At 47.9% G+C, this 16,605-nt stretch carries 15 protein-coding genes; all 15 read left to right on the forward strand.

What is annotated here, in order from left to right:
• The 15 genes from ABIN22_RS21515 to ABIN22_RS21585 all read left to right on the forward strand — a co-directional run bounded on the left by ABIN22_RS21515 (position 1) and on the right by ABIN22_RS21585 (position 16,603).
• Positions 1–708 carry a pseudouridine synthase gene (locus ABIN22_RS21515; RefSeq protein WP_109730565.1) on the forward strand — a complete coding sequence of 236 codons (708 nt, stop codon included), beginning with the start codon at positions 1–3 and terminating at the stop codon, positions 706–708.
• A complete protein-coding gene (locus tag ABIN22_RS21520) occupies positions 702–1,367 on the forward strand; it encodes an HAD family hydrolase (protein ID WP_346911120.1) in 666 nt (221 codons plus the stop codon). The genes ABIN22_RS21515 and ABIN22_RS21520 overlap by 7 nt, the downstream gene beginning before the upstream one ends.
• Before the next feature lie 3 nt (positions 1,368–1,370).
• Entirely contained in the window at positions 1,371–3,281 is a 1,911-nt protein-coding gene (locus ABIN22_RS21525; RefSeq protein WP_346911122.1) for a YgiQ family radical SAM protein, read from the forward strand.
• A gap of 23 nt (positions 3,282–3,304) precedes the next feature.
• Positions 3,305–4,063, forward strand: a complete 759-nt coding sequence (locus ABIN22_RS21530; protein ID WP_346911176.1) for an SDR family NAD(P)-dependent oxidoreductase — start codon at positions 3,305–3,307, stop codon at positions 4,061–4,063.
• Positions 4,064–4,089: 26 nt separating this feature from the next.
• On the forward strand, positions 4,090–4,668 hold the full coding sequence (locus ABIN22_RS21535) for a hypothetical protein (RefSeq protein WP_346911124.1): 579 nt from the start codon (positions 4,090–4,092) through the stop codon (positions 4,666–4,668).
• Positions 4,669–4,680: 12 nt separating this feature from the next.
• Positions 4,681–5,646 (forward strand): RluA family pseudouridine synthase, encoded by a 966-nt coding sequence (locus ABIN22_RS21540; RefSeq protein WP_109730301.1) that lies wholly within the window; start codon positions 4,681–4,683, stop codon positions 5,644–5,646.
• A 1-nt stretch (position 5,647) separates the two neighbouring features.
• Positions 5,648–6,181, forward strand: coding sequence for a Holliday junction resolvase RecU (locus ABIN22_RS21545; protein WP_346911126.1), 534 nt, complete (start codon positions 5,648–5,650; stop codon positions 6,179–6,181).
• Between the two features lie 76 nt (positions 6,182–6,257).
• A complete protein-coding gene (gene hisZ, locus ABIN22_RS21550; RefSeq protein WP_109730303.1) occupies positions 6,258–7,508 on the forward strand; it encodes an ATP phosphoribosyltransferase regulatory subunit in 1,251 nt (416 codons plus the stop codon).
• Positions 7,509–7,520: 12 nt separating this feature from the next.
• Complete coding sequence (gene hisG, locus ABIN22_RS21555) at positions 7,521–8,168, forward strand: ATP phosphoribosyltransferase (protein WP_109730304.1); 648 nt, start codon at positions 7,521–7,523, stop codon at positions 8,166–8,168.
• Entirely contained in the window at positions 8,168–9,469 is a 1,302-nt protein-coding gene (hisD, locus tag ABIN22_RS21560; RefSeq protein WP_118618724.1) for a histidinol dehydrogenase, read from the forward strand. The genes hisG and hisD overlap by 1 nt, the downstream gene beginning before the upstream one ends.
• 20 nt (positions 9,470–9,489) lie before the next feature.
• A complete protein-coding gene (gene hisB, locus ABIN22_RS21565) occupies positions 9,490–10,080 on the forward strand; it encodes an imidazoleglycerol-phosphate dehydratase HisB (protein ID WP_109730306.1) in 591 nt (196 codons plus the stop codon).
• A 22-nt stretch (positions 10,081–10,102) separates the two neighbouring features.
• A complete protein-coding gene (gene hisIE, locus ABIN22_RS21570; RefSeq protein WP_109730307.1) occupies positions 10,103–11,386 on the forward strand; it encodes a bifunctional phosphoribosyl-AMP cyclohydrolase/phosphoribosyl-ATP diphosphatase HisIE in 1,284 nt (427 codons plus the stop codon).
• Positions 11,387–11,474: 88 nt separating this feature from the next.
• On the forward strand, positions 11,475–11,789 hold the full coding sequence (locus tag ABIN22_RS21575) for a hypothetical protein (protein ID WP_109730308.1): 315 nt from the start codon (positions 11,475–11,477) through the stop codon (positions 11,787–11,789).
• A 186-nt stretch (positions 11,790–11,975) separates the two neighbouring features.
• Complete coding sequence (locus ABIN22_RS21580) at positions 11,976–13,253, forward strand: ABC transporter substrate-binding protein (protein ID WP_109730309.1); 1,278 nt, start codon at positions 11,976–11,978, stop codon at positions 13,251–13,253.
• Positions 13,253–16,603, forward strand: coding sequence for a response regulator (locus tag ABIN22_RS21585; RefSeq protein WP_346911131.1), 3,351 nt, complete (start codon positions 13,253–13,255; stop codon positions 16,601–16,603). Before ABIN22_RS21580 ends, ABIN22_RS21585 begins: the two co-directional genes overlap by 1 nt.
• Positions 16,604–16,605 lie beyond the last annotated feature (2 nt).

Here is a 16,605-nt window from a genome sequence, read left to right on the forward strand (position 1 = left end):
ATGAAGTTAAGACTGGATAAATATCTTGCCGACATGGGGACAGGAACCCGCAGTGAGGTGAAAAAGGCAGTTGCAAAGGGGCAGGTAACCGTGAACCGGGAAGTGGTTAAAAAGCCGGAGACGAAGATCGACACGGAGAAAGATACCGTCTGTTGCCAGGGGATGATTGTCGGCTATACGGAGTATGAATATTATATGCTGAACAAGCCCTCCGGCGTTGTCTCGGCAACAGAGGACAAAAGGGACCGGACGGTGGTTGATTTAATTGAAAGTAAAAGACGTAAGGACCTGTTCCCGGTGGGAAGGCTGGACAAGGATACAGAAGGGCTGCTCCTGATTACAAATGACGGGGCACTTGCCCACAGGCTCCTGTCGCCAAAGAAACATGTTGACAAGGTGTACTACGCGGAGGTTTCAGGAAAGGTCACCAAAGAGGATGTGGACGCTTTCGCCGGAGGCCTTGATATCGGGGAAGAGCAAAAGACCCTGCCGGGAAAGCTTGAGATTCTTGAATCAGACGAGATATCACGGATTGAACTGACCATACAGGAAGGAAAATTCCATCAGGTGAAGAGGATGTTTCAGGCGGTGGACAAGGAAGTTGTTTACCTGAAACGTATCCGTATGGGACCTCTTTTGCTGGATGAAACCCTTGCGGCGGGAGAATACAGAGAATTGACAAAGGAAGAGATAGCACAATTATGTTAGAGAATAAAAAAGCGGTAATATTTGATCTGGACGGTTCACTGGTTGATTCCATGTGGATCTGGCCGGAGGTGGATGACATATATATGGAAAAATACAACCTGACACAGCCGGAGGATTTCCATAAGGCGATCGAGGGGATGAGCTACACAGAAACGGCACAGTATTTTCTGGATACATTCCCGTCATTGGAGTGCACCCTCGATGATGTCCGCGAGGAATGGAAGAACATGACGATGGAGCTGTATGCATCGAAGGTTCCTTTCAAGCCGGGGGCACGTGAATTTCTGGAACAGATGCAGGAACAGGGGATCCTTATGGGGATCGCTACGAGCAATGCAAGAGAGCTTGTAGATGCGGTCCTGAAAGCACTCCATGCGGAGGAGTTTTTTATCTCTGTAAGAACGGCATGCGAAGTGGCCGCCGGAAAGCCTGCACCGGATGTTTACCTGAAGGTTGCCGAAGACCTTAATGTAGACCCGAAGGACTGTCTGGTATTCGAGGATGTTCCGAAAGGGATTGAGGCGGCCTTAAATGCGGGGATGACTGTATGTGCCGTGGATGATGAATTTTCAAGACCGGATGAGGCCGAGAAAAAGCGTCTGGCCGATTATTTTATCCATGATTATTATGATATTAAAAATAACACCTATGAGGTATAGAAGATGAACCAGGGGTTTTTACCACTATGTAAACAGGATATGAAGGACAGGGGATGGGACCGGGTTGATTTTGTCTATGTCTCCGGAGATGCCTATGTCGACCACCCGTCTTTTGGACATGCCATTATTACCAGAATTCTGGAGTCCCACGGGTACCGGGTGGGGATTATCGCACAGCCGGACTGGAGGGTGAAAGAAAGCGTGACGGTATACGGGGAGCCGCGTCTCGGTTTCCTTGTCTCGGCGGGAAATATGGATTCTATGGTGAACCATTTTTCGGTCTCTAAGAAGAGGCGCCGTCAGGATGCCTATACACCCGGCGGGGAGATGGGGAAACGTCCGGATTATGCTGCAGTCGTCTATGGCAATCTGATCCGGCAGACGTATAAGCATACGCCGGTTATTCTGGGAGGTATTGAAGCGAGTCTTCGCAGGCTTGCACATTATGACTACTGGTCTGACAAGGTCAAACGCTCCGTCCTTTTGGATTCCGGCGCAGATATCATATCTTACGGGATGGGGGAACGTTCCATTATTGAGATAGCGGAGGCTCTGGATGCAGGTATTGATGTATCGGACCTGACCTATCTTGACGGGACCGTCGTAAAGACAAAAAGTCTTGATTCCGTATATGACGCGGTGGTCCTGCCGTCCTATGGTGAACTGGTGAAGTCGCCCCGGGCATATGCTGAAAGCTTTTATATGCAGTACCAGAATACAGATCCCTTTACAGGAAAACGCCTTGTGGAGCCGTATTCAGACCACTTGTATGTGGTCCAGAACCCGCCGCCTGGACCGCTTAGCCAGACGGAGATGGACGATGTCTATGCACTTCCCTATATGCGGACGTACCATCCTTCCTATGAAAAGGCGGGGGGAGTCCCGGCCATTGCCGAGATTAAATTCAGCCTGATCAGCAACAGGGGGTGCTTCGGCGGATGTAACTTCTGTGCACTCACCTTCCATCAGGGCAGGATTATCCAGACACGCAGCCATGAATCTCTTCTGGAGGAGGCAGAGCTTTTAACAAATGAGCCGGATTTTAAGGGATATATTCATGATGTAGGCGGGCCGACGGCTAATTTCCGCCATCCGTCCTGCAGAAAGCAGCTGGAGCACGGTGTATGCAAGGAGAAACAGTGCCTGTTTCCGCAGCCGTGCCGGAACCTGGATGCAGACCACAGAGACTATGTGGAACTGCTGAGAAAGCTGAGAGATGTGCCGAAGGTAAAAAAAGTATTCATCCGTTCCGGCATCCGGTTTGATTATCTGCTTGCAGACAAGGATAAAACATTCTTAAGGGAACTGTGCGAATACCATGTAAGCGGGCAGCTCAAAGTTGCCCCGGAGCATGTCGCGGATGAAGTTTTAAGTAAAATGGGCAAGCCAAAGCATCAGGTATATGAGGAATTTACAAGAAAATTTCAGGATATGAACAAGAAACTCCATAAACAGCAGTTTCTTGTGCCTTATCTGATGTCTTCCCATCCAGGGTCCGACATGAAAGCGGCTGTGAAGCTTGCAGAATACTGCCGGGATCTGGGATATATGCCAGAGCAGGTACAGGATTTCTATCCGACTCCGTCCACCATCTCCACATGTATGTACTATACCGGGCTTGACCCGCGTACAATGGAAAAGGTGTATGTACCGAAGAACCCGCATGAGAAGGCACTGCAGAGGGCATTGATCCAGTACAGGAATCCGGATAATTATGACCTTGTGATGGAGGCGCTGAAAAAGGCGGGGCGGATGGATCTGGTCGGGTTTGGGAAACAGTGCCTGATCAGGCCCAGAAAGTTTTCAAGTGAGAAGCACCCTGTGGGGAAACAGACACAGGGAAAAACAAAAGCCGGCAGACCTTTACAAAAGAAGCCTGCCCGCAGCGTCAGCAGGAAAAAAGCCGGAAGGTGATTAGAGAGAAGAAGGTGTTTGATGTGAGAATTGCGATTGTAACGGGGGCTTCCTCGGGTATGGGGCGGGAATTTGTCCGACAGCTTCCGTATTTTTACCATAATCTGGATGAGATCTGGATCATTGCCCGCAGGGAGGAGAAACTCGCCGCCCTTGCACACGGAAGTGCCGTTCCATGCAGGATCTTTGCAGGCGATTTATGCAAGGGTGAGATTTACCAGAAGTTAGAACATGCGTTAAAGGAAGAAACACCGGATATACGGATGCTTGTGAATGCGGCCGGATTCGGGAAGGTAGGTGAGGTGAAGAAGATTGCCCACAGGGAACCGTCAGCCCAGACGGCGATGATTGATCTGAACTGCCGGGCGCTCACAAGGATGACTCTCATCTGCCTGCCTTACCTGCGCCTTGGGAGCAGGGTTGTGAATCTGGCTTCCGCGGCGGCATTCTGTCCGCAGCCGTCTTTTGCCGTTTATGCGGCTACGAAATCTTATGTTCTGAGTTTTTCAAGGGCCCTTGGTGCAGAACTGAAGCGCACGGGCATTTATGTGACAGCAGTCTGCCCGGGACCCGTGGCAACAGAGTTTTTCGATGTCTCGGGAAAACTTCCCAACAAATGGAAGGATGCCGTGATGGCGAAACCGGACAGGGTAGTGAAAAAGGCACTTCTCGACGTGAGGAAGAAAAAAGAAATATCCGTTTATGGAATTGCAATGAAGGGCGCAGAGCTTGGCGCGAAGCTTATGCCTCACCGTGTTATCATGGATTTACTTTCAAACTAGATATAGAGAATTGAGGAGACATACGAATGAAAAAGATAATAAAGGGAAATCCCGGCTATCTGGATTATAAGAAGAAGGTGGAGATCATCCGCACGATTATTTATTTTGCCCTTGTGGCAGCGGTCTTTTTTCTCGGTTACAGTCAGGCCCACACAAAGAAAAATCTTCTGACAATTGTCGCGATACTCGGCTGCCTGCCTGCATCCAAAGCACTGGTGGGGGTGATCACCCGTTTTCCGTATCCTTCCATTGCAAGTATCCGCGCAGAAGAAATTAAAGACAAGACAGGGTATATTACGGTGATATATGATATGATTATTACAAGCCGTGAGAAAGTCATGCCGATGGACTGCATCGTGATATCCGGCAATACGATTTTCGGCTATACGAATAGTGAAAAAGTGGACGTGAAATATGCGGCCTCCCATATCAGGGGGATTTTGAACCAGAACCAGTTCCCGGATGTATCTGTTAAGATCCTGAATAATTACACTGCTTTTCTGGCGAGGGCTGAGGGACTGAATTCCATCGCGGCCGTGGAAAAGAGTGACACAAAGGAACTGGAAGAACAGATGGCACATGTCATCTTAAATATTTCAATGTAGGAAGGTTTACGAATGCAGCAGATTATCATTAAAGACAACGAGGCCGGACAGCGGCTGGATAAGATGCTTGCGAAGTATCTGAATGAGGCGCCGAAGAGTTTTCTCTATAAAATGCTCCGCAAGAAAAATATCACACTGAATGGGAAAAAAGCGGCGGGAAATGAAAAGCTGGTGAGCGGTGACGAGGTGAAGCTGTTTCTTTCCGATGAAACGATTGCCAGATTCTCCAGCAGTCTGGTGCAGTATACGAAGGAAAAACTGGATATTCTCTATGAAGATGAGAACATCCTGCTGATCAATAAGCCGGCAGGAATGCTTTCCCAGAAAGCGGTGGATTCGGATGAGTCGGTGGTGGAACACCTGATCACATACCTGCTTACTTCCGGGCAGCTTTCAGAGCAGGATTTGAAGACGTTTAAGCCTTCCGTCTGCAACCGTCTCGACCGGAATACAAGCGGGATGATCGCCGCAGGGAAAAGTCTGAAAGGCCTGCAGGAGTTAAGCCGCCTCTTTAAGGACAGGACGCTCGGGAAATATTACCTCTGCCTCGCTGCGGGAAATATAACGGAACCGTCACGGATACAGGGGTATTTAGCAAAGGACGAAAAGACGAATCAGGTAACTGTCCGTACCGTGAAGACAGATGGTGCGGACCCGATTGAGACGGAGTACCGCCCCCTGAAGGCAGACGGGGATGTAACGCTTCTGGAGGTCCACCTGATTACCGGGAAGACGCACCAGATCCGGGCGCATCTGGCTTCAGTGGGACATCCGGTTATCGGGGATTATAAGTACGGGAACCGGAATGTTAACGACAGCTACAGGAAAGCTTACGGACTGGAGCACCAGCTCCTCCATGCGTACAGGCTCATCTTCCCGGAACTGAAAGGGGCGCTTTCGAACCTGTCCCAAAAAGAATTTATCGCGCCTCTTACAAAGGAGTTTTGCGAAATAGCAGCAGATAAGGGAGTTTTATAAGATGGCTACATGGAATTCCAGAGGGTTAAGGGGATCGACACTGGAAGATCTGATCAACCGTACGAATGAACGATATGAAGAGATGGGGCTGGCGCTGATCCAGAAGATCCCGACCCCCATTACACCTGTCAGGATAGACAAGGAGCGCCGCCATATTACGCTGGCCTACTTTGACAAGATCAGTACGGTGGATTATATCGGGGCAGTGCAGGGGATTCCGGTCTGTTTTGATGCAAAGGAATGCAGTGCGGATACATTTCCACTGCAGAACGTGCATGAGCACCAGATGGTATTTATGGAGAAGTTTGAGAAACAGGGAGGGCTTTCCTTTCTGATTATTTATTACAGCAGCAACAACGAATTATATTATATGAGATACAAAGAAATCAGGCAATTCTGGGACAGGGCTTCAGAAGGCGGGCGTAAGAGCTTCCGCTATGAAGAACTGGACCCTGCCTATTTTATGAAACTGAAAAATAATTGTTTTGTGCCATATCTGGATTATATACAGAAGGATTTAGACTCCAGGGATTGACAATGCACAAGAAACTGCGTATAATTTACAAAGTAATTTAGCGTATTAGCACGATAAAGTGAAAGGGCATTAAACTATGGAACAGAAATTACATACTCCTGAAGGAGTCAGGGATATTTACAATACAGAATGCAAGAAGAAGCTGTCCGTACAGGGAAAGCTTCTGGACGTCCTGCACCTCTACGGATATCAGGACATACAGACACCGACATTTGAATATTTTGACGTGTTCAGAAAGGAGATCGGAACCATCTCCTCCCGTGAGCTATATAAGTTCTTTGACAGGGATGGGAATACACTGGCTCTGCGCCCGGATATTACCCCTTCCATCGCGAGGGCTGCTGCGACGCTGTTTGAGGACGAGGAGTTCCCGATCCGCCTCTGTTATATGGGGAATACATTCATCAATCATTCCAGCTACCAAGGGAGGCTGAAGGAGAATACCCAGATGGGGGCAGAGCTGATTGGCGTGGATTCTATAGAAGCTGACGCCGAACTGCTTGCCATGCTTGCAGACGGCCTTAGGAAAGTGGGCCTGAAAGAATTCCAGATCAATATCGGCCACGTGGACTTTATCCAGAGCCTTCTGGAGGCGACCGGCCTTGAGGAGGAAGAACGGACAGAGATCCATCATCTGATCACGAACAGGAATTATTTTGGTGTAGAGGAGATTCTGGACAACCGGGATGTTGAAGATACGATCAAACAGGCGTTTCAGATACTTCCCGAACTAATCGGGGATGTGGAAATTTTAAACCAGGCAATGGAGATTGCACCGAATATCAGTGCGAAGCTGGCTGTTTCCCGCCTGCAGCAGATCTATAAGATACTCACGCTGTACGGGGTACAGGACCATATTACTTTTGACCTGAGCATGAGTGGAAGTTATGGTTACTATACCGGAATTATTTTCCGTGCCTATACATATGGAACCGGAGATGCCATCGTACGCGGCGGACGTTATGACCATCTTCTTGAGAAATTTGGAAAGAATACGCCGTCCATCGGGTTTGCGGTTATTGTGGATGAACTAATGAGTGCTTTAAGCCGGCAGAAAATACAGATAGAGGCTGCACATACGAACCTGATCGTCTATACGCAGGCGACGCAGAAATGGGCAATTTCCCTTGCCAGGAACTTCCGTTCAAAAGGAAAGTGCGTAGAGATGCTCAAGAGGAATCCGGATGATGAGCGGGAGGAATATCTGGAGTATGGCAGACGGACACAGGCGGTCAGCATGCTGTATCTGAAGGATGACCTGACGATCGAGATGGTGAACCTGAAAAACGGGGAAGAGAAGCTGATTAATGCTGGAAAAAGGAAATAGAGGAAGTCTGATATGAGATATTTAACATTTGCCCTCACGAAAGGGCGTCTTGCGAGTAAAACACTGGAAATGCTTGAAAAACTGGGAATCACATGCGATGAGATGAAGGATAAGAACTCCCGGAAACTGATTTTTGTAAATGAAGAACTGAAATTAAAATTCTTTCTGGCAAAGGGGCCGGATGTTCCGACTTACGTGGAATACGGCGCTGCGGACATCGGCGTAGTCGGGAAGGATACAATTGTGGAAGAAGGGCGAAAGGTCCATGAAGTGCTGGATTTAGGCTTTGGGAAATGCCGGATGTGCGTGTGCGGACAGGAGGATGCGGCAGAGCTTTTAAAGCACCATGAACTGATCCGTGTGGCAACGAAGTATCCGAATATTGCGAAGGATTATTTTTACAATAAAAAGCATCAGACAGTAGAGATCATCAAAATGAATGGTTCCATCGAGCTGGCGCCGATCGTGGGCCTTTCCGAGGTGATTGTCGATATCGTGGAGACCGGTTCCACATTGAAAGAAAACGGGCTTGTCGTACTGGAGGAAGTATGCCCGCTTTCCGCCCGGATGATCGTCAACCCGGTAAGTATGCGGATGGAGAATGACAGGATCAAGGAACTGATTATGAATCTTCGGAATTTACTACAGGAGGAAGCGTAATGCGTATAGAGAAATTAGATGAAAGCACGAGACAGAATCTTTTGGATGACCTTTTAAAACGCAGCCCCAACAATTATGGCCAGTATGAGGCAAGTGTGCATGCGATTCTGGATGAAGTGAAGGAAAAAGGGGACGAGGCAGTCTTTACTTATACGAAGAAATTCGATGGTGCGGATGTAAATGCGGGGAATATTCTCGTGACGGAAGAAGAAGTGAAAGAGGCCTATGATGCGGTCGATGATTCTCTGATTGAAATCATCAGGAAGTCTTTGAAGAATATTGAATCTTATCATGCAAAGCAGATGCAGTACAGCTGGTTTGACAGCAAACCGGACGGCACGCTGCTCGGACAGAAGGTAACGGCGCTTGCACGTGTCGGTGTATATGTACCCGGCGGCAAGGCAGTGTACCCGTCCTCTGTCCTGATGAACATTATGCCTGCCAAGGTTGCGGGAGTGGATGAGATCGTTATGGCTACGCCTCCGGGGAAAGACGGAAAGGTGAACCCGACTACGCTGGTTGCCGCAAAAGAGGCCGGTGCGACAGCGGTTTACAAGGTGGGCGGGGCACAGGCGATCGCCGCGCTGGCTTATGGAACTGAAAGTATTCCGAAGGTAGATAAGATCGTGGGGCCGGGAAATATTTATGTAGCACTTGCGAAAAAGGCAGTATACGGCCACGTGAGCATCGATTCCATCGCCGGACCAAGTGAGATCCTCGTACTTGCGGATGAGACTGCCAATCCGAGATATGTTGCTGCGGACCTGCTTTCCCAGGCTGAACATGATGAACTGGCATCAGCGATTCTCGTGACAACAAGTGAGGAACTGGCCCGGAAAGTGTCCGCGCAGGTAGATGCATTTGTGAAAGAGCTCTCCAGGGGCGAGATTATTCAGAAGTCACTGGATAATTATGGACATATACTCGTGGCTGATACGCTTGAGGATGCCATCGCCGCGGCGAACGAGATTGCCTCGGAGCATTTGGAGATCGTGACAAAAGATCCTTATCAGGTCATGATGAAGATACGCAATGCAGGGGCCATTTTTATCGGGGAATATTCAAGCGAACCGCTGGGAGACTATTTTGCGGGGCCGAACCATGTCCTGCCGACAAACGGGACCGCCAAGTTCTTCTCACCGCTGTCCGTGGATGATTTCCTGAAGAAATCCAGTATCATAGCGTATTCAAAAGAAGCGCTTGAGGCAGTGCATCTGGATATTGAAAAGTTTGCGGAGGCGGAGCAGCTGACCGCCCATGCAAACTCAATCAAAGTCCGTTTTGAGAAGGAAGAACAATAAATTGTTTTAGGGAGGGATGTATGATGGACAGGACAGGAAGCTGTATGCGTAAAACGAAGGAGACGGAGATTACTTTAACGATCAATCTGGATGGAAGGGGAAAGAACCAGATTGATACGGGAATCGCTTTTTTTGACCATATGCTGGATGGATTTGCAAGGCATGGTTTATTCGATCTCGAAGTAAAGGTAAAGGGAGACCTGGAGGTAGACTGCCATCATACGGTTGAAGACACAGGCATTGTACTCGGACAGGCAATCGCCAATGCATTGGGTGACAAGGCCGGAATCAAACGCTACGGGAGCTTCATGCTTCCGATGGACGAGACACTGGCTTTGTGTGCAATTGACCTGTCAGGGCGCCCCTATCTGAATTACAGTGCGCCGTTTACCGTGGAAAAAGTCGGCGGTCTGGATACGGAGATGGTCAGAGAATTTTTCTATGCGGTATCTTACAGCGGGGCCATGAACCTGCACCTGAAGATACTGGATGAGGGCAATAACCACCATATGGCGGAGGCTTTATTTAAAGCATTCGGAAAGGCGCTGGACATGGCGACAATGGAAGAACCGAGAATGAAAGAGGTGTGGTCCACGAAGGGCAGCCTTTAATCGGATAAAGGAGAGATGACAAATGAGTTACAAGAGATTGACTCCCTGCATTTTTATTGATGGCGGGAAGGCTGTAAAATGGTTTGATGACAGAGAAGTGATCGCGGAAGACGTGGTTTCTCTTGCAAAGCATTATGGAGAAATGGGTGCGGATGAGCTGATTATCTTTGATTTATCCAGCTCTGATGAAGAACACGAGGAATCCATCGACCTGATGAAGCGGATCAACCGTGTCATCAGCATCCCGATGGTTGCGGGCGGAAATATCCGCAGACAGGAGGATGTGAAGAAGATTCTGTATGCAGGCGCGAAGCGTGCAATGCTGAACTTTTCCAAACACCTGTCCATAGACCTGATTGAGGAGGTATCCAAGCGTTTCGGCAAAGAGCGGATTGCCGTGTCCCTGAATGATTTTGATGCGCTGTTCAAACAGCAGCACCTGATTGAGGAGTACAGCACGGAGATTATCTTTATGCACAGGCTGGACCTGAATTCAGTCATGAATGTGACGCAGATTCCATGTGTCGTAGTAACCGATACAATGGAACAGGAGGAAATACTGAAGATTCTGAAATGCAGTGGTGTAAAAGGGGTATCCGGTATGTTCATCAGCCAGCGGGATATGGACTTTAATTCGTTTAAGAATATCTGTACATCAGAGGGGATTAAGATGACCTCATTCGAGAGCATGATGGATTTTTCAGAGTTTAAATTGAATTCAGACGGACTGCTCCCGGTCATCGTTCAGGATTACAAGACAAATGAAGTGCTGATGATGGCCTATATGAACGAGGAGGCTTTCGAGCATACTGTGAAATCCGGACGGATGACATATTACAGCAGGAGCCGGAAGGAACAGTGGGTGAAGGGCGAGACCTCCGGACATTACCAGTACGTAAAGACACTGACGATCGACTGTGACAAGGATACACTGCTTGCGAAGGTAGAACAGGTTGGTGCCGCCTGTCACACAGGAAACCGTACATGCTTCTTCCAGCCCGTAGTGGGGAGCGATTACGATGCAAAGAATCCGCTTCAGGTATTTGAGTCCGTATATGAAACGATTCTGGACCGGAAACGGAATCCGAAGGAAGGATCCTATACAAACTATCTGTTCGATAAGGGAATCGATAAAATACTGAAGAAGGTCGGAGAGGAGGCGACGGAGATCGTCATTGCCGCCAAGAATCCGAACCCGGAAGAAATTAAATATGAGATGTCCGATTTCCTCTACCACGCAATGGTTCTCATGGTGGAGCGGGGAATTACATGGGATGATATTACAAATGAACTTGCAGACAGATAAGAGGCGGGAAGTTCTAGTAAGGGCACAAAAGGCATATGATATGTTAGACGTATCATATGCCTTTTTTAAACCAAGGAGGTCGTGAACCATGAATGAATCAGAGGCGCGGCGCCGTGAACTGCTCCGCCAGACAAGAAAGCTTTATAACGAGGACGGCTTTGTACCGGCAGTACATCCACGTTACGGTAATATCTACAATAACCTGTATGACGACGGTATGCAGGAAAGGCCGAAAAACAGTTTTTTCTTCCGTTTGTCACTCGGCATTCTCTGCTTCGTCTGTTATGTCTGGATGGATTACGGAAAAGTAAATGTGGCAAATGTCAGCAGCGACAAGATCGTAAACCAGATTGAAAAGCAGATGGATATGAAAGATATTGAGGCTGTATGGAAGAATCTTTAGCTGAAGTATGCTTACGGCCAGATGTGGTGATTGCCAAAAGCGGCGGGATATCAGCGTCCTGCCGTTTTTTTGTTGTTATCGGGTATTTCTAAATTCATTGCGCATTCATTTCCTGTATGTTAGAATTAATAGAAATGTGTATGGGCCGATCGAAAAAATACATTATGGACATACCAGGAGATTAACATGAACAAAGTCAGAAAAAAGCAATTATGCTCCTTAGCCGCAGCCAGTATCTTTCTTCTTACCGGCTGTTCCGAAAAAGGGAGTGTTGTTAATTATGAGGAAACGAAGGAGGACGTTACGTCTATCACCTTCTTTGGCAACAAATACGAACCGGAGAATGTGACTGTAATCGAAGAGATCATATCCGGATTTATGAGAGAAAACCCCGACATCCGGGTTTCATACGAAAGTTTAAAGGGAAATGATTATTATACTGCACTGGAAAAGAGGATGGAGGCCGGCAAGGGAGACGATGTGTTCATGGTGAACCATGACGCGGTTCTCGAACTGAAGGCAAAGGGACAGCTCGCGGATCTTTCGGATTTAAGTACCATAGAGGAATATACTGATCAGATGGTTGACCAGATGATGGATAATGGAGAGATCTATTGGATGCCTACAACGGTGTCTTCCTTCGGGCTGTATTGCAATCTGGATCTTTTAAGAGAGTATGATCTGGAAGTGCCGGAGAATCTGGGAGAATGGAAAGAAATCTGTGAAATATTTGTAAAGCAGGAAATTACCCCGGTTATTGCCAATAATGATATTTCACTGAAGACTCTGGCAATCGGGGAGGGCTTCTTTTATACATATCAGGAGGGCAGACAGAAAGAAGTCATGGAGCGCCTGAACAGTGGGGAAGACCGGCTCAGTGATTATCTGACATCTGGCTTTTCGGTTGCGGAGGAATTCATCAGTAAAGGATACATCGATGCCGGGAAGGCTGTTGATACAAAGAAGACCTCGGACGATCTGGAAGAATTTGTAAAAGGGGAATGTCCTTTTATGCTGACTGGAGCGTGGGCGGCCGGCCGCGTACATAATATGGAACCAGATTTTGATTTTGAAGTTGTGCCATATCCGGTTCTGGAGGATGGCTCACTGCTTGTAATCAATCCGGATGTACGCCTGAGTGTGAATGCGCAGAGCGAACATACTGAAGCGGCGATGCGGTTTCTGGAGTATTTTACGCAGGAGGAGAACATCCGGAAATTGGCAGACCAGCAGTCATCATTCAGCCCACTGAAAGGTGGAACCCCTTCTTCTGTGGAAGAAATCCAGCCTCTGGTCCCATGCTATCAGGAGGGGCGGGATGTGATCGGTACAGACAGCCTGCTTTACCTGCCAGTCTGGGAATTAACGGCAGAAGCTTCCATGAGCCTGCTGTCGGGGGAAAAACTGGAAGTTGTCATGGATCAGATGGATAAAGAGGCAGAGTTGGAAAGGGGAGCCTTGTAATGGAAAAGAAAAGCTCCGGGGGATCTAAAAAGAAAATAGCAGTAACAGCTGTGTGTGTTGCCGCACTGCTCTGTACTTTTACGTTCCTGTTTGTGAGAGGTGTTAAGGAACAGTTATGGGAACAATCTGTCAATACAATTGCCGAGAGTACAAGACAGGGGTGCGGTACCCTGAAAGTGCAGCTTACAGAAGATTACCAGACAATGAGCACGGTTGCACAGAACATAGAGGAAATCAGCCCGGGAGAGGGCGATGAAGATATAGAAGAGGCCATGAGCGGCTATTCACAAATAGAGAGCGGGATCAGCCTTTATCTGTCTGACGGCAGATGTATGCCGGATGGTTCTGTGATCGATGAGAATGCATGGAATTTCTTAGAGAATACAAAGCAGGGAAAAGGGATTATCAATCCACATATCAGCAGTGTTACAGGAATGAATGTGTTTGACCTGTTTGTAAAAGTCAGTCTGGCTGACGGGACAGAAGGATGGATCGTGAAGGAGTACGAGATCGAGAGTATTGTTGACAGTTTCAGCCTGTCATTTTATAACAATGCCGGATTTTCCTATGTGATCAATCGGCAGGGGGATGTACTGATCCGTTCACCGCATCCTGACAGCAATAAAACCGTTCAAAATCTGTTTGATATGCTGCCGGATGTAGAGAATGACCCGAAAAGCCTGAGCCGGTTCAGGGACTCTCTGGAGAATCTGAAAAGCGGATATGCAGTGTTTGTTTATCAGGGCGAGGAGACGGTATTCTGTTATACCCCGCTGAAACTGGAGACAGACTGGTATCTAATTTCCATTATTCCGAAAGAGGTGGTGGATGAACAGACAAATCAGATATTAAGGCGCTCCATGATGCTGATAGCAAGCATTATCGTGGGAATCTGCCTGCTGATACTTCTATATATCCGTTATGTAAACAGGACAAATAAAAAGCTCCGGAATCAGGCTGACTATATCGGGCATCTTTATAATGCGATTCCGGATGCTGTAGCGCTTTTGACAGTTGATCCGCCTTACCGGATCATACAGATGAACAGGGAAGGCCTGAAAATTCTGAATTATCCGGAAGATACACCGATGTGGGAAATGTGTCTGGAAGATATTATTTATCCCGATGATTACAGGGAAATGGCGGGAGTTCTTGAAGATACGATTGCCCATTCGCGGAAAAATGTTTTTGAGCACCGCATCCAAAAATCGGACGGCTGTTTTTTATGGGCAGCCGGTATTATAGAAAAAACGCTGGATGAGGACGGAACTCCAGTTCTGATTGCTGCGTTTCACGATATTACAGATAAGAAGCTGGCCGAGGAGGAAGAGGAGAAGGCGAAGCTCCAGGAACGCCTGACTCTGGTCAGGGCGATATCTAATGCCTATCCGGTAATCATCAGCATCAATCTGACGAAGGATACTGTTACTTTCATTTATACAGAGAGTAAGGATATGCCCGGTCTCGGGGAACAGAAGTCCTACACAGAGTTCTTTGATATATTTGCATCCAGTGTACATCCGGACAGTCGTGAGGAGTTCAGGGCCCGTTTCTCGCTCGAAAACCTTGCCACAGTTCTGGGAGAGAACAAGACAGAAGTATTTCTGGAGACAAAACAGAACTTTGGAGACGGAGTCTATCACTGGACCTCTACACAGATCATTCATGTGGATAACCCATACTCAAAGGATAAGCTGGCAATTCTGATTTCACGCTGTATCGATGAGCAGAGATATGAGGAGGAACAAAGAAGACAGGCACTTCAGAGTGCGCTCGATAATGCAATGGCGGCAAACAGCGCAAAGAGCCAGTTCTTATCGAATATGAGCCATGATATCCGGACACCAATGAATGCCATTGTCGGAATGACTGCGATTGCGGCGGCCCATCTTGACGACAGGGACAGAGTGGCCGCATGCCTGAAAAAAATTAACCTTTCCAGCAGCCATCTGCTTAGTCTGATCAATGATGTACTGGATATGTCAAAAATAGAGAGCGGCAAGATGTCACTGAGCGAGGAACCATTTAATCTTGCGGAACTGATTGCAAATTCGATTGAGTTAATCCGTCCCCAGACGAATGAAAAGCAGCAGGAACTGGATGTACATATGGCTATTAAGGATGAGGATGTATCCGGGGATGCACTCCGCATTCAGCAGGCATGCCTCAATATCCTGAGTAATGCCGTAAAGTATACGCCTGAGGGCGGCTGTATCCATGTGGAGGTAAGGCAGGAGCAGTGCATACGTAAAGGTTACCAGAGGTACATATTTGTCTGTGCCGATAATGGAATCGGGATGAATGAGGAATTTCTGGATAAACTGTTTCAGCCGTTCGAACGTGCAAAAGATTCGACAAGCAGCCGGATAGCCGGAACCGGACTGGGTATGGCAATCACGAAGAATGTAATTGACCTGATGGACGGCGATATCCAGGTTGAGAGTGTACCGGGCAGGGGGTCTGTATTTACAGTAACAATACCTCTTAAGGTACAGGATATTGAAGCGGATGAAGTACCTGAGGAATGGATCGGAATAAGGACACTGATTGTGGACGATGATGTGCAGACATGTGAAAATGCGGCAGAACTTTTGAAGGAGATGGGCCTGCGCGCCCAGTTCGTGACAGATGGTGAAAAGGCAGTGCAGTGTGCAGTTTGTGAGGCGGAAACTTCAGATCCATTTAATATGGTCATTGTCGACTGGAAAATGCCGGGTATGGATGGTATTGAGGTTACAAGACAGATACGGATGAAACTTGGTGATGGGATTCCGGTTATTGTGCTGACTGCATATGACTGGTCGGAAATTGAGCAGGAGGCGAGGGCGGCAGGTGTAACGGCCTTTATCTCAAAGCCATTTTACCGTTCAAAGATCTGCGGCCTGTTGGGAGAACTGAGCGGCAGTGGTGAATCCATAGAGGAGCAGTTTGTGGACCGGAAGCCTGACTATTCGGGCAGTAGAATTCTTCTGGCCGAGGATAATGAATTAAACCGTGAGATTGCCTATGAACTGCTCAGTGATACAGGTGTGCAGATTGAGGAAGCTGTAAACGGAGAGGAAGCGGTGAATAAGGTTGCTGCATCAGAAGAGGGATACTATGATTTAATACTCATGGATGTCCAGATGCCGAAGATGGACGGGTATGAGGCTACAAAGGCAATCCGGAGGCTGAAGAGGCCGGACGCCGGGAATATACCGATTGTCGCCATGACGGCGAATGCATTCGAAGAGGATGTCCGGGCCGCACTGCATGCAGGTATGGATGCCCATCTTGCAAAGCCGGTTGATATAAAAGAACTGGAACGGATACTTTATCTTTACCTATATCAGAAAAGAACGAATACTTAAAG

Origin of the sequence: Faecalicatena orotica (assembly GCF_905197545.1) — a bacterium.
In the GTDB taxonomy this organism is placed as follows: Bacteria; Bacillota; Clostridia; order Lachnospirales; family Lachnospiraceae; genus Faecalicatena_A; species Faecalicatena_A orotica.

Coding starts and splice junctions, on each gene's coding strand:
- ABIN22_RS21515 (WP_109730565.1), top strand. CDS start 1: ATGAAGTTAAGACTGGATAAATATCTTGCCGACATGGGGACAGGAACC.
- ABIN22_RS21520 (WP_346911120.1), top strand. CDS start 702: ATGTTAGAGAATAAAAAAGCGGTAATATTTGATCTGGACGGTTCACTG.
- ABIN22_RS21525 (WP_346911122.1), top strand. CDS start 1,371: ATGAACCAGGGGTTTTTACCACTATGTAAACAGGATATGAAGGACAGG.
- ABIN22_RS21535 (WP_346911124.1), top strand. CDS start 4,090: ATGAAAAAGATAATAAAGGGAAATCCCGGCTATCTGGATTATAAGAAG.
- ABIN22_RS21540 (WP_109730301.1), top strand. CDS start 4,681: ATGCAGCAGATTATCATTAAAGACAACGAGGCCGGACAGCGGCTGGAT.
- ABIN22_RS21545 (WP_346911126.1), top strand. CDS start 5,648: ATGGCTACATGGAATTCCAGAGGGTTAAGGGGATCGACACTGGAAGAT.
- hisZ (WP_109730303.1), top strand. CDS start 6,258: ATGGAACAGAAATTACATACTCCTGAAGGAGTCAGGGATATTTACAAT.
- hisG (WP_109730304.1), top strand. CDS start 7,521: ATGAGATATTTAACATTTGCCCTCACGAAAGGGCGTCTTGCGAGTAAA.
- hisD (WP_118618724.1), top strand. CDS start 8,168: ATGCGTATAGAGAAATTAGATGAAAGCACGAGACAGAATCTTTTGGAT.
- hisB (WP_109730306.1), top strand. CDS start 9,490: ATGATGGACAGGACAGGAAGCTGTATGCGTAAAACGAAGGAGACGGAG.
- hisIE (WP_109730307.1), top strand. CDS start 10,103: ATGAGTTACAAGAGATTGACTCCCTGCATTTTTATTGATGGCGGGAAG.
- ABIN22_RS21575 (WP_109730308.1), top strand. CDS start 11,475: ATGAATGAATCAGAGGCGCGGCGCCGTGAACTGCTCCGCCAGACAAGA.
- ABIN22_RS21580 (WP_109730309.1), top strand. CDS start 11,976: ATGAACAAAGTCAGAAAAAAGCAATTATGCTCCTTAGCCGCAGCCAGT.
- ABIN22_RS21585 (WP_346911131.1), top strand. CDS start 13,253: ATGGAAAAGAAAAGCTCCGGGGGATCTAAAAAGAAAATAGCAGTAACA.